The sequence below is a fragment of the Sphingobacterium populi genome, assembly GCF_001586775.1.
Lineage (GTDB): Bacteria > Bacteroidota > Bacteroidia > Sphingobacteriales > Sphingobacteriaceae > Sphingobacterium > Sphingobacterium populi.
This window is the reverse complement of record NZ_LQXS01000001.1, coordinates 41168-55547: the sequence shown is the minus strand read 5'-3', so window position 1 is coordinate 55547 and position 14380 is coordinate 41168. Positions and strand designations below refer to the sequence as shown.

At 40.2% G+C, this 14380-nt stretch carries 11 protein-coding genes and 2 tRNA genes; 6 read left to right on the top strand and 7 right to left on the bottom strand.

Translation table 11 applies throughout. The features are described from left to right. The first annotated feature begins 38 nt into the window (after positions 1–38). A complete protein-coding gene (locus A0125_RS00250) occupies positions 39–2219 on the top strand; it encodes an FUSC family protein (protein ID WP_066750389.1) in 2181 nt (726 codons plus the stop codon). After that, the gene (locus A0125_RS00245; protein WP_066750387.1) at positions 2212–3198 is read left to right on the top strand and encodes a YpdA family putative bacillithiol disulfide reductase; all 987 of its coding nucleotides are present in this window, start codon (positions 2212–2214) and stop codon (positions 3196–3198) included. Before A0125_RS00250 ends, A0125_RS00245 begins: the two co-directional genes overlap by 8 nt. Here A0125_RS00245 and A0125_RS00240 read toward each other — a convergent pair. Continuing rightward, positions 3184–3795, bottom strand: a complete 612-nt coding sequence (locus A0125_RS00240) for a TetR/AcrR family transcriptional regulator (RefSeq protein WP_066750384.1) — start codon at positions 3793–3795, stop codon at positions 3184–3186. The genes A0125_RS00245 and A0125_RS00240 overlap by 15 nt on opposite strands. A gap of 110 nt (positions 3796–3905) precedes the next feature. Here A0125_RS00240 and murB point away from each other — a divergent pair, with 110 nt between their 5' ends. The 3 genes from murB (at position 3906) to A0125_RS00225 (ending at position 5956) form a co-directional block, all read left to right on the top strand. Next, positions 3906–4922 carry a UDP-N-acetylmuramate dehydrogenase gene (gene murB, locus A0125_RS00235; protein WP_066750381.1) on the top strand — a complete coding sequence of 339 codons (1017 nt, stop codon included), beginning with the start codon at positions 3906–3908 and terminating at the stop codon, positions 4920–4922. 285 nt (positions 4923–5207) lie between these two features. After that, positions 5208–5711: an RNA polymerase sigma factor gene (locus tag A0125_RS00230; RefSeq protein ID WP_066750378.1), complete on the top strand. Its 504-nt coding sequence runs from the start codon at positions 5208–5210 to the stop codon at positions 5709–5711. A 2-nt stretch (positions 5712–5713) separates the two neighbouring features. Continuing rightward, positions 5714–5956, top strand: a complete 243-nt coding sequence (locus tag A0125_RS00225) for a cytochrome b5 domain-containing protein (RefSeq protein WP_066750376.1) — start codon at positions 5714–5716, stop codon at positions 5954–5956. A 22-nt stretch (positions 5957–5978) separates the two neighbouring features. On the opposite strand, the gene A0125_RS00220 is transcribed toward A0125_RS00225, so the two are convergent. The 4 genes from A0125_RS00220 to mgtE all read right to left on the bottom strand — a co-directional run bounded on the left by A0125_RS00220 (position 5979) and on the right by mgtE (position 8729). Further along, complete coding sequence (locus A0125_RS00220; RefSeq protein WP_066750373.1) at positions 5979–6896, bottom strand: PfkB family carbohydrate kinase; 918 nt, start codon at positions 6894–6896, stop codon at positions 5979–5981. Between the two features lie 68 nt (positions 6897–6964). Next, positions 6965–7038, bottom strand: a tRNA-Asn gene (locus tag A0125_RS00215). Between the two features lie 137 nt (positions 7039–7175). Beyond that, a tRNA-Asn gene (locus A0125_RS00210) sits at positions 7176–7249 on the bottom strand. A 106-nt stretch (positions 7250–7355) separates the two neighbouring features. Then, complete coding sequence (gene mgtE / locus A0125_RS00205) at positions 7356–8729, bottom strand: magnesium transporter (RefSeq protein WP_066750370.1); 1374 nt, start codon at positions 8727–8729, stop codon at positions 7356–7358. A 659-nt stretch (positions 8730–9388) separates the two neighbouring features. Between mgtE and A0125_RS00200 the strand changes: the two genes are divergently transcribed. Beyond that, on the top strand, positions 9389–12223 hold the full coding sequence (locus tag A0125_RS00200) for a hypothetical protein (RefSeq protein WP_066750367.1): 2835 nt from the start codon (positions 9389–9391) through the stop codon (positions 12221–12223). A gap of 98 nt (positions 12224–12321) precedes the next feature. On the opposite strand, the gene A0125_RS00195 is transcribed toward A0125_RS00200, so the two are convergent. Both A0125_RS00195 and A0125_RS00190 read right to left on the bottom strand, forming a co-directional pair. Further along, entirely contained in the window at positions 12322–13518 is a 1197-nt protein-coding gene (locus A0125_RS00195) for a phosphoglycerate kinase (RefSeq protein ID WP_066750364.1), read from the bottom strand. A gap of 163 nt (positions 13519–13681) precedes the next feature. Continuing rightward, complete coding sequence (locus A0125_RS00190; protein ID WP_066750361.1) at positions 13682–14311, bottom strand: YceI family protein; 630 nt, start codon at positions 14309–14311, stop codon at positions 13682–13684. Positions 14312–14380: the final 69 nt, after the last annotated feature.

Genomic DNA, 14380 nt, shown 5'->3' with positions numbered 1-14380 from the left:
ACAAGTCATTATGGTTATCTTTGCAACCGACTATAGCAATGAAACAATCCAAAGAAATAAAAAGTTTTTTTTACGGTCAATATTTCGCTGAAGGCCTACGTATCACCATCGGGAGCATCATCCCGGTATTGGTATGCGCCTTGCTGGATCATCTTTTCGTTGGTACGTTGATTTCCTTGGGCGCATTATTAGTTGGCCTGTCAGACACGCCTGGTCCGCCACATCATCGGCGTACGGGAATGTTAGCATGTCTGGGCGTGTGCCTGTTTACATTTTTGTTAACTATTTCGGTCAATACTTCATTTATATTGATGGGCGTAGTGCTGGCTTTGATTTCTTTTTCGTACTCGATGTTTGGCGTTTTCAATGCCCGAGCCGCTACTGTAGGCGCTATGGGCATATTGATGATGCTAATTCACATCGAAGGTGCATATACGCTGAAGGAAGAATTGCAGTTTATTCTCTTTTTTATCATCGGAGCAGTATGGTACATGATCGTAAGTTATTCCTTCAGTAGCATACAGCCATATCGCTTGGCGCAACAAGAATTGGCAGAATCGATACGTCATGTTGCTGAATTCCTACGGCTACGAGCTAACTTTTACAATGTAAAAACAGATTACAACCAGAATTATTTAAAGATTATAGAAAAGCAGATTGAGGTACATAAACATCAGGAAAATGTTCGCGAATTACTTTTCAGGAGCAAGCGCTCGATCAAAGATACCACGAAGTTAGGCAGGTTACTTATTTTGGTTTTTAACGATATCGTTGACCTGTTTGAGCAGACCATGACCACATATTATGATTATGATGCCATACGCAAGATGTTTAATGATACTGGCGTATTGCACCATTTTCGCTATGTGGTAGTAAAACTAACTCATGAGCTCGATCATTTCGCCTACCAGCTCAATGCGAACCAAATGCCGCGGCCGATGCACGATTTTTCTAAGGATATCGAGCATTTGCGCTTTAAGGTTGAGCAGATAGACAAAAACTACGATAGAAATACGATCCCATTAAAGAAGGTTATCGTTAATATCCGCAAAATTGCTGCGCTGATTGAGAATATGTATAATTATAGTCAGATTAATGCTTCTTCGGTTGTAAAAGAAGAGATTGATGATGCGAGCAAGTTTATCCAAACGTCGCATATTGACTGGAAAAGTTTCAAAAGTAACTTATCGAAAGACTCTTCTATTTATAGACATGCTGTTCGTATGGCTATTGTAATGACTGTCAGTTATTTTGGCATGCATTTCCTCAACTTTAGTGACAAGGGAAGTTTCTGGGTTTTATTGACAATTTTAGTTATACTGAAACCGGGCTTTGGCCTTACTAAAGAAAGGAACGTTCAACGATTAATGGGCACCGTTATCGGTGGTATTGTTGGTGCTTTGATTCTGGTCACGATTCATAATCAAATCGTATTATTTATCCTATTAATATTTTTCTTTCTCATAGCATACAGCTTGTTCAGGATCAACTATATCCTGTTTGTGGTATTTCTAACCCCGTATGTACTCATCATGATTAGTTTTACAGGAGTTAATACTTTTGAAATGGCCAAAGAGCGCATATTCGACACCTTTATCGGAGGCATGGTCGCCTTTATTTCCAGTTATATCATTTTCCCTAATTGGGAAAGCACCAAGATTAAAGAGACGATTTATAAATTATTGGTCGCCAACTTTGTGTATCTAGAGCAAGTTGCTAAAATGTTTCGAGACGAGCCTATCAACATTACGGAGTATAAACTGGCACGTAAAGAGCTGTATATAGCGTCGGCTAATATGGGCTCCACTCTCCAGCGGATGCTAACCGAACCAAAGTGGAGACAGAAAAACACAAAGGACGTAAACCGATTTGTCGTTTTGAATCACATATTTTTCTCTTATTCCGCCTCGTTGTTTACAGAGATAGATAAATCAAGCAATTTGCACATCTCTAATAATCAATATGATTTATTGAAGCGCACGACATTTAATCTGTATCGTCTAATTCAACAATTTGATGAATACGAGGCTCCAGCAGATTGGACCGCAAATTTTCAAGGATCACTCGTAGAGGATGAGAATCACGAAGATTCTAAATTAATCACAGAACAATTGCAATTTCTTTTGAAAATCTCTAATGACTTGCCTGCAGCTACATACGATGCAATAAAAAGAGATGCTATAAAATACGATAAAGAAATGGAGGCCGCGCATGGATAACAAAGTATACGACGTTTTAATTATAGGCGGTGGCCCAATTGGGCTGGCATGTGGCATAGCTGCGAAAGCCAATCATCTTTCGCACCTCATTGTGGAAAAAGGCTGCCTCGTGAACTCGTTATATAATTATCCTATTAATATGACTTTCTTTTCTTCTGCTGAGAAACTAGAAATCGGGGGTATACCATTCGTGACCACAAACCCCAAACCTAAGCGGGCAGAAGCGCTAGAATATTATCGCCGAGTAGAAGACAAGTACGATTTGAACACGCACTTATTTGAAGAAGTGCAACATGTAAACAAGGATCCCGAAACAACACTCTTTATTGTCGTCACCAATAGAGCTACTTACTATGCACGCCATGTCATCGTAGCTACAGGTTTTTATGACATACCCATGCAAATGAATATTCCTGGAGAGGATCTACCAAAAGTGCGGCATTATTATGACGATCCACACTACTACGCCAAGCAAAATGTAGTGGTCATTGGAGCTAGCAATTCTTCTATTGATGCGGCACTCGAAACCTATCGCAAGGGAGCAAATGTTACGTTAGTAATAAGGCGGAGCGAGATTAGCTCGCGGGTTAAATACTGGGTACGACCGGATATCGACAATCGACTGGCCGCCGGCGAAATCCAAGTATATTATGAAAGTTGTCTATCGGAAATCACACCACGTACGGTTAAAATTAAAACAGCCACAAAAGAGGTCGAACTAGAGAATGACTTTGTGCTAGCCCTCACAGGATATCGTCCAAACTTCTCTTTCCTAGAACACGTAGGCGTACACGTCCCGACGACTGACGCTCGGATACCGCTCCATAATGAAACTACGATGGAAACAAACGTTGCTGGACTTTATCTAGCTGGTGTGGTTTGCGGCGGGCTAAATACGCATTTGTGGTTTATAGAAAACTCACGTGTGCACGCAAATCTCATTATGCAGGATATTCTCAAAAAATCAGCAAACTCTTAAGCCATCTAGGAAAATTTTTGCCAAATGCTTTTGCATATCCAGCATTTTTAACACCTCTTCCTTTGTCGGAGGTGTAAAAATGGCGTTGTAATCTTTCAACAAGCCTAAGCGCATACCCAATATAGATACTAAAAAGATGCGTGCAGTTTCTAGCACATCATCCATTTTTATTTCGCCATTGGCAACACCTACTTCTAATAGTCGTACAAATTGCTGCAATTCTTTCTCGAATATCTTGGGAATAAGATCTTGCAAATCGGCCGGTATATCGAAGCGAAATGAATAGGCATCAGCAAAAACATTATAGTAATCGTTTAAGAATTGCATACGCTCTTCTAATAATGCATTTGCTATCTCGACCACCTTCCCACCTCGCGCTACAACGGCATCTCCACGCTCAATAAGCTCGTCCAACAGGTGATTCCATACCGCAGCATACAAATTATTTTTATCTGGAAAATAATAATACAAAAGTGCTTTGGAGAAAGCCAAATCTTTAGCAATTTCAGCCATGGTGGTTTTTGCCATACCAAAATGGGAAAATCTACGCAAAGCGGATTCAATAATTTTAACGCGTTTCGCGTCAGCACTCTTCATAATCTTTCGTATTTATTTATAGCTTATACCTGTCACAATGGGTATCTTTACCCCTGGTAGAGTACTAAAGGTAAATCTTTTCTCTGATTTTTCAGAGCAATTAGTCAAATATGGGTCTAGAAATTTTAGAAAATGCAGCGCTGGATAGCATAAATACTTTCCGAATTGCCGCGATTGCTAAACGATACGCAAAAATTACCCACGAAATGGATTTGGTATCGTTATATAAAAGCGAAGCATTTAAAGCTCCATTTTTTGTAATAGGTGGTGGAAGTAATGTATTGTTCACGGATGACTACAATGGCTTAATTTTACATATCGGAATTAAGGGAAAGCAACATTTCATTGAGGGAAATTATGTGTATGTAACTGCAGCGGGCGGCGAAGTATGGAATGATCTTGTGTGGTATTGTGTTAAAAATAAATTTCCTGGAATGGAAAACATGGCACTCATACCAGGATCTGTAGGCGCTTCTCCTGTACAAAATATTGGTGCATATGGCGTAGAATTAATGGACATTTTCTATTCTTGTAGAGCATTTGACACGCTTAGTGGCGAATATGTAACTTTTGACAAAGACGCTTGCGAATTTTCCTACCGCGACAGCATTTTTAAAACAAAACACAAAGGACGCTACATCATCACCTCGGTTACTTACAAGCTGTATCTAAAGGCGGCACACAATATATCGTACGGTGCTATTCAGAGCGAGCTCGACCAACGCTTAATCACCAATCCAAGCATTCGTGACATTGCCGAGGTGGTCTCTCACATTCGAGTAGAAAAGCTACCAGATCCGAGTACCATCGGAAATGCAGGGAGCTTTTTCAAAAATCCTATCATATCAGCAGCAGCATTCGAAGTGCTGATCAAAAGATTTCCTGACGCCATCTACTATAAACTGCCGCAGCAGGAATACAAAATAGCTGCTGGATGGCTGATTGAACAATGTGGGTGGAAGGGAAAACAAATAGGCCAAGTATTAGTTTGGCCAAAGCAGGCACTTGTAATCACTAATGCTGGCGCTGCATCTGGCTCGGATATCTACGCTGTATCAGAGCAAATTATACACGATGTAGCACAAAAGTTTGATATTTTACTAGATCGAGAAGTCAATATTCTCTAAATATTTAAAATTTCATCAAAAAAAATATACCACCTAGTAAAATGCTTAAATTACCTCCTGGGGCATGATATAAATACCTTACAACTGGTTATTAACACCTAAATAATTTGTTTTTTTACCATTTTTTAAATTCTAATTTCATTTCTGCACGGTATTTGTTTTTGTAAGAGCAACCAAGCACATTAGGGTTAAAGCAACGGACAGTTTCACTGCCTTCTTCAACTAAAAGTGTTAAGGTTACTCGTTTAGAATCACACATTAATAAACACATAAATAACCAGTAGTATGAACAAGTTAGAATTTAATACACTCGTAATACAACATTCGGATTCGCTAAAATCTTATGCGAGAAACTTCACGAAAGACGGTGACGATGCTAACGATTTGGTTCAAGATACGTTATTGAAGGCCGTAACTTATTTCAAGAATTTTCGCGAAGGCACTAACTTAAAAGGTTGGTTGTACACCATCATGAAAAACACGTTTATCAACAATTATAGACGTGTGGTAAAGACGAATTCTTTTATCACGAAAGAAGAGGAAATAAGTAATGCAAATTTGGTGGTATCTGCCACGCACAACAAAGGCGAAAACAAATTTATGATGGAAGACATCAACAGCGCACTTGGAAAGTTGAGCGAGGAATATTACGTTCCATTCACTATGTACTACGAAGGTTATAAATATCACGAGATTGCCGTTCACTTGGATATTCCTATCGGAACGGTCAAAACACGTATCCACGTAGCACGTAAAACCATGAAAAAAAGCTTAAATGCATATAGCTAAACATGGCGGATAGCTTGCCTTCGATTAGCAGGAGTATGCTAGCCAGACGAAATGGTCAAGATAAGCCTGAAATTTGGGTTGCATATCAAGGAATTATTTATGATGTTTCAAGTAGCCGCTTATGGAGAAATGGCCAACATTACGAGCACTGGGCTGGACAAGATCTAACCGAAGAGCTTAAAGATGCACCACATTCCAATCAGGTTTTTGAAAGATTTCCTGTCGTAGGAATTCTCATTATATAAATAAAGGAGTACTAAGGTACTCCTATTTTATTTCAAATTTGGCAAGCGCTACGAATTGCTCAATCCGATGGGCGATTTCGCTTTTTGTCAGTTCTTGCAATTTCCCTGTGCCAAATTTTTCTACACAAAATGACGCTAGGGCTGAACCATAAATAATCGCATTTTTCATGTTATGAAAGTTGATCGATTGCACATGAGCTAAATACCCTACAAAACCTCCAGCGAAGCTATCTCCTGCTCCTGTCGGATCAAAAACATCAGCGAGCGGTAATGCCGGAGCAGAAAAAACTTGTCCTTCTCCAAATAACAGTGCACCATGCTCACCTTTTTTGATAATGAGATAAGATGGTCCCATCGCTAGAATCTTTTCAGCAGCTTTTACTACAGAATACTCGCCCGATAGCTGACGCGCCTCGCCATCATTTATTGTTAGAACATCCACTCGCTTAAGTACACTTTTTAAATCATCTAGAGCCACGTCCATCCAATAATTCATAGTATCCATCACAATCAGTTTTGGAGTCTTGTTAAGCCGATCCAGAACAGTCATTTGCACCTTAGGCATTAGGTTTCCCAGGAGGAGATACTCGCAATCTTGATAAGAATTGGGAATTTTAGGGTCAAAATCAGCAAGTACGTTCAGCTCTGTCATCAAAGTGTCCCTACTATTCATATCAACATGGTACTTACCAGACCAAAAAAAAGTCTTTTTGTCGTCCACAATGTCGATTCCAGCAATGTCGATTCCTTTCGCAGTTAAGATGTCCAGATTTTCCTTTCCAAAATCGCCACCTACCGTACCGATCAGTTTCACCTCATCGTACAAAAAGGAAGCCGCTAAGCCAGCAAATGTTGCCGCACCACCCACTTCTTTATCGGTCTTACCAAAAGGCGTCTCAATCGCATCAAATGCTACCGAACCCACGATTACTAAACTCATCGTATCTCGTAATTTTAATAGTAGATCAAAAAAAATGCCGACAAATATTTGTCGGCATTTATCATGGGCTCCTGAAGCTGGGCTCGAACCAGCGACCCTCTGATTAACAGTCAGATGCTCTAACCAACTGAGCTATTCAGGAATTAATCCTTTGAGGTTTCTTCCCCTCTAAAGCGGTACAAAAATAGTAATCAAAAATTAGACTTCCAAATGGAATTTTAAAAAATATCCTAAATAAAAAATGGCTGTTTTTGGTACAAAACAGCCATTTTTTATTTGCTCCTGAAGCTGGGCTCGAACCAGCGACCCTCTGATTAACAGTCAGATGCTCTAACCAACTGAGCTATTCAGGAATATTGCCCCGTTTGCTTTCGGTGACACAATATTCGGAAGATTTAAGGACTTATCAAAATATTCCTACCCAAAAAATCACAAGTTATTCAGTACCAACCAGAATAATTATTGGATCACATCTTTCAGAATAAGCGAAATGAATGTAAAGTAGATAAACAGGCCAGAAACATCTACTAAGGTCGATACGAATGGCGCAGATGAACTCGCCGGATCGGCTCCCAAGCGACGTAAAATGAAAGGAAGCATAGACCCAATCAATGAACCCCATAATACAATACAAACAAGAGAAAGAGATACAGCTCCGGCTAATAATTCCCAAGAATCACCATACGAAGCGGTAAAAGCTTGCCAAGCGCCGATCCGTATGAAACCTAAAATACCTAAAATAATCCCCAACGCTAATCCGGACAAAATCTCTCGCTTCATCACACGCCACCAGTCAGCTAATGTAACCTCACCCAATGCCATTGCCTGGATAATCAATGTCGAAGCTTGTGAGCCACTATTTCCACCACTGGACATAATCAATGGCACCAAGGCAAGCAATGCTACGGTCAATTGTGTTTCGTAGTGCTCGATGACCGAAGCGGTGAATAATTGACCAACAAAAAGCACAACAAGCCAGCCAGCACGTTTCGTAACGAGCTGAAAGATGGAAACGTCCATATAGGGCTCGTCCAAAGCTTCAGTACCACCAAAACGCTGCATATCTTCGGTGTATTCTTCGTTGGCTACCCAGAGTATATCGTCAATGGTCACAATCCCTAACATGATATCTTGATTATCCACGACTGGAAGTGCCACACGATTGTTCATTCGGAAAATCGTGACAGCTTCCTCCTGCGGATCGTCTGCGTATAATTTGATCAAGCGGTTATCGATCAGATTTTCTACCAAATTTTCTGGCTCGGCAAGAAGTACGTCTTTAATCCGGATATCATCTATGAGCTTTCCTTCCGAATCGATGACATACAATACGTCAATAGTTTCGGATGCTTTACCATACCGGCGAATATGATCGAGCACGCGTGGTATGGACCAATGCGATTTGACGGTGATGTAGTCGGGAGTCATCAGACGACCAACACTATCCTCGGGATAGCCTAAAAGTGACAAGGCTTCTTTACGCTCTTCGGGAGAAAGGAGTATGATAATACGTTTTACAGCATCTCCTTTTAATTCACTTAAGAAAGAGGTACGGTCATCCGGGGGCATTTCATTAATCAGTTCCCGTACTTTGGGAGCAGAAAGCTTTTTGATAATACGTTCTTGCGTCGGGAAATCTAAGATCCGAAAAACGTTGATGGCTCTCTTGATACTTAAGGTTTCTAAAAACAAAGGACCGTGTTCAGGGAGTTCGTCTATAAGCTCCTCTACATCGGAAATATTTAATTCATTTAAATATCCTTCCAACGATAGCATATCACCTTGTTCGATGAATAGCTCAATGCGTTCTACCTGCATATCTAATTCTTCCATAATGCCCTCCTATGATTAAACCCTACATTGGTGTTGATCTGATAATTCGCTTGCAAAAGTCGGGTATTTTGACGGGAATCACTAATTAAATTTTAGAGCTTTATATCTACTACTATTGTGCTATTATCCTACCGAAGCAAAGACCAAAAGGTCAAATACCGACCAGATCACCACACAGGTACAATGACATCCTGTCACCTATTTACCAACAATATATTATGTCGCCAGATCATATTACTATAGGACAGAATAAAACCTAGACCACTCTTACCATATTCAAAACAACTTCAACTTCTACAAGATGCAAGATCCATCTCATAGCGAAAGAATTTCTAAAGAAAGACAGCGCCAGTAGTGACCGCGTAATAGTTCGATTTAAAGAGAAAATCTTATCAGGCTACAAATCGCCAACTGAAATTTTAAAAAAATACTGTTCTGCAAGTACACATTATATCGCAAAATAGTTTAGCTTTATCTCGTAATAGCACCAAGCCTAATCGTAGCGATAATCAGGAAAAAACTATCATCAAAATAGCAAAAAAATCACTTAAGTAATAAATCATAAAAAACTATTAAACAGTGTTTTATAAAAAAATAACTTAACAAGTTGTTCATAACATTAGCCGTCATAATACTAATAAAATTAGCTTAACCTAAAAATGAATAGATATAAATACCATATACACTACATTATCAAATACTTAAGTATTTTAATCTACATATTAACATCACATACGTTAAATGCTCAAATCATAGACAATGATCAGGTAGATCCGCGCATCAAATGGGAGCAGTTTCAGACACCGCATCACCGAGTTATTTTCCCTAAGTCGTACCGTCGGCAAGCCTCCCTCCTGACGAATTTATTAGATAGTATGCGCTATTATGCAAGTGAAGATTTGAACAGCCATCCCCGAAAAATTCCGGTAGTATTACATGCAAATCATATTTTACAAAATGGTTTTGTACAGCTCGCGCCTCGAAAAACGGAGTTCTTCCCCTTGCCGAGTGGCGTCGCAAGTAACGTGGAATGGCTTCCTAACTTAGCTCAGCATGAGCTGCGGCATGTTGCACAAATGGACAAATTGTCAGGCAAATTAAGAGCTCCATTTTTGGAGCAATTCGCTTTTGCAATGTTTGGCATCCACCTGCCAGCATGGTATTTTGAGGGAGACGCCGTTGCCACTGAGACGCAATTTTCCACTGGCGGTCGCGGCCGCATGCCCTCCTGGTTTATGCCACTTCGGGCAAACGAACTAAGCGGTAGGTCTTACACATTTGACAAAAATATCTTAGGTTCTTTTAGGGATATCACACCCACATTTTACCTTACAGGCTACTTGATGAATGTCCATCTGACCAATCAGTATGGCTATGAGATTCGAGAAAAAATACTTGACGATATGCGCGGAAATCTTTTTCGCCCTTTCAATTTCTATAAAGCTCTCCGTAATAATTCGGCATCTCTGAATAGTCAAAAATTGTATAAAAGTAGCATCGACTCTTTCAGCACAGTATGGAAAGAGGAAGCTATCGGAAAAAAAATAATGACTGCCCTACCGACTCCATCGAGCCGCTATCCACAGAATTATATGCTTCCACAATATGACGACGGCAAGGTTTTCAGTTTATTTCAAAGTCCTCAAAAGGTGTCGCAAATTGTGAGTATTTATGACGGAAAATCAACTCATATCGCGTATACTGGACAACAGTTGACTCCCTATTTTCATATTAATAAAAACTTGATTGTATGGGATGAGATCCGTAAAAATCCGCGATACGGCAAGAATACATTCCAAGTTATTCATCTATTAAACTGGAAAACTGGCGCGCGAAAAACGCTTCATCTTCCCGATTTTGTGTATACACCTAGTCTATCTGCGGATAATAAGATCCTCGCAGTTGTACGCGTTGACCCTGCAGGCCGCAGTAGTTTATTACGCTATGACCTAGCTACAGAAACTTTGGTAAGCAGCTTTTTGATTCCAGACGGCATACACATACAGCAACCGCAGTTTCATAGCAACGGTCAGAAAATTGTTTGTATTGCCGTTTCCGCTCTTGGAACGAGCTTAATCGAATTTGAAACAACTACTGGGAAGTACGAGCAATTATTACCTTGGGGGCAACAAACGCTTGAGCGCCCGATCTATGCTGGCGACGATATTATTTACAAGGCGCATTATAATGCCATAGATAATCTGTATCGCTGGGATCGTGATACACAAACTATTCATGCACTAACAGATGCACTTTACGGCGCTTTTAACCCATCTTTGCTAGCTTCTGACTCTCTTTTATTAAACGAATACACACCCGACGGATATCGGATAACGCTACGACCAATTGAGTCTTTAACTCAGATTTTGCCAGCATCAACCAAGCAATTGCTTTACGATCGACGAGATACGGAGCAAGGGCAGCACACTGCGGTACTTACCGACACATTAGCCAGCGATTCGCTTAGTAGCCTCCCGTATAATAGCATTTCTGGCTTATTCAACTTTCATAGTTTATCTATTAGTAGCAATAACTTTGAAAGCTTGGATAACTTTCGACCGGGTGTATTTTGGTTGGCAAACGATCTTTTGAATACGTCACAAATTGTACTTGGTTACGAATATGACACAGATATCCGTAAAAGTATTTATAGCGCAGATTTCACGTATGCCAAATATTACCCCAAGTTTTCTTTGCGTTATGAGAATAGAGGACAAATTGGCCAAGCACGTGAAAATGAACAGAGCTTCATCCAGTTTGATTGGCGTGAGCACCTATATGCTGCTAACGTACAGATCCCTCTGTCTATCTTTAGACAACATATGATTTATAGTTATGGTTTAAATCTGGGAACTTCATACCTCAAACGATATGATGTCAATATGCGACTTAGCAACTTTAATGAGGAAATCGCCTTTCCGATGACTTATCAAATCTACTTTAACCGCAATATGCGCCGCAGCACGATGGATCTACAACCTATGTGGGGACAAAACTTCAGTATGACTTATCGACATTTGCCATTCGCTGGCGATGCCTTATCGGGCAATATTCTATCGGTAAGAACTGGATTTTTCTTTCCAGGCATCATATCCAATCATGGTCTACAAGTGCGGATAGGTTTTCAACATAAAACCGGTACATATCTATTCAATAACGATATTCCGGTAGTCAGTGGCTTTGGTTATTTCCCATCTCCACGTGTAGACAACACCTTATTGCTGTCGTACCGTATGCCGATAGCTTATCCAGATTGGACCGTGGGGCCGCTAGCATATATAAAGCGTATCCAAGCTCGGTTGTTTTCTGATTACCAAAACATACAAGATTCGGGAATCGCGCCCAAAACTTTTGGTGTAGGACTATCTGCAGATGTGAACTTTCTGCGCTACGTGTTGCCCGATGTGAATATTGGCCTCCAAGGTATCTATATTAATGATCAGCGCGCATCACAGCGCGTAGTACCCGTATTCAACATCAGTTATACGTATTAACATTGTAGCACTATGCCGATACAGGTGTTAAAACAAAAAGCTTCAGTCGATTTTTTGACTGAAGCTTTTTATTAATAATCCAAAACGATTGATAAAGCTTATTCGCCTTCGGTGATTGCTTTTACGCCAGGAAGCGTTTTCCCTTCCATGTATTCGAGCAAAGCTCCACCGCCCGTACTTACATAACTCACATGCTCTGTCATCCCGAATTTAGAAACCGCAGCAGCAGAATCGCCACCGCCGATCAATGAAAATGCTCCGCGCTCTGTAGCAGCCACTACTGCATCCGCCACTACGCGCGTACCTTTCGCAAACGTATCCATTTCGAATACACCCATCGGACCGTTCCACAATAAGGTATTGGAGGCAGAAATCACTTCTGCAAAATGCTCACCAGATTCTGAACCAATATCTAATCCTTGCTTATCAGCAGGAATGGAATCATTAGCACCATTATATACTTCGGCATCGTTGGCAAAGCGATCTGCAATTTGTGCATCGGTCGGCAACACCAAGTTTACATTTTTCTCTTCTGCTTTCTTCACTAGCTCGTTTGCCAAATCCAATTTATCCAATTCCACCAACGATTGGCCAATCTCGCCGCCACGAGCTTTGACAAATGTGTAAGCCATACCACCACCGATAATCAAATTATCGACTTTATCTAACAATGCTTCGATCAATTCCAACTTATCGGATACTTTTGCGCCACCCATGATAGCTGTGAATGGCCTTGTTGGATGATTCATAACTTTCTCGGCATTTTCTACCTCTTTGGCCATCAGATAACCAACAACCTTATTTTTTGGGAAATTCTCTGCAATGATCGCTGTCGAGGCATGCGCACGGTGTGCTGTTCCAAAAGCATCATTCACATATACATCACCAAGCGCTGCTAGCTTTTTCGCAAATTCTTTATCCCCTTTTTCTTCTTCTTTATAAAAACGAAGATTTTCTAATAGCAAAACCTCACCTGCTTTCAGGGCAGCTGCTTTATCAGTTGCTTCGCTACCGATACAGTCATTTGCGAATTGTACTGCTACACCTAACACGTCAGACAGGTGTTTTACAATGTGCTTTAACGAATACTTATCTACAGGCCCTTCTTTTGGTCTGCCAAGATGCGACATCAAAATAACGGATCCACCATCCTTCAATATTTTTTGTATAGTCGGCAAGGCACCTTGTATACGATTGTCATCTGTGATGTTGAACTTGTCATCCAAAGGCACATTAAAATCCACACGCACAAGTGCTTTTTTACCCGAAAAATTTAAATCGTCAATAGTCTTCATAGTTTAAACTTTAAAGTCTAAATATACAAAAAAGCACCTCTACTAAAAGCCAATGTCATGTTAATTTGAGAAGTATTGAGTGCGAAGGCCATAAAAAAAACCTACAGATATAGTTCTGTAGGTTTTCCCGCTAGTCTTAGCTCCGCTAGACTATGTCTATGTACTATGCTTTGTTGGCTACAAGATTAACTTTGAAATTGATCTCTTTAGAGATCAAATCATCCTCTTTACCAGAGTAGTTAACTCCCCAATCTGCACGTGTAATGTTAAAATCTGCTTTTACTTTAACAGTAGTTTCAGTTAGCTCTTCAACAGTAGCATCAAAAGTAACATTTTTAGAGATACCTTTAATAGTCAGGTTACCCGCAATCACTACATCGTTAGCCGAAGCACCTTCACGTACTTCTGTGATTTGGAATGTAGCTTCAGAATGCTCTGCCGAGTTGAAGAAATCTTCGCTTTTTAAGTGACCATCCAACTTCTCTTTGTATTCACCCTCAAGATCAGTAGCGCTGATCGAGTTCATATCCAATACAAAGTTACCACCAGAAATAGCTTCGTTATCTACTAGCAAAGAACCAGATTTGATATCAACAGTACCTTCGTGAAATCCAGTCACTTTCGTACCTTTCCAGATTACAGAAGATTGTGTTGCATCTACATTGTAAGCTGTACCTACTGCTTCGCCAGCTTCTACGGCATCAGCCGTTTCTGCTTTTTTACCTTCTGGGTTGCCAGCACAAGCTGACAAAATTAATGCAGCTGCTGCCGCTACTACTGTCATTCTATTCATGATTGATCTATTTAATGTTTAAACATCTAGTTGAGAGCAAATATAAAAAGTATTCTGCAATAAGCGAAA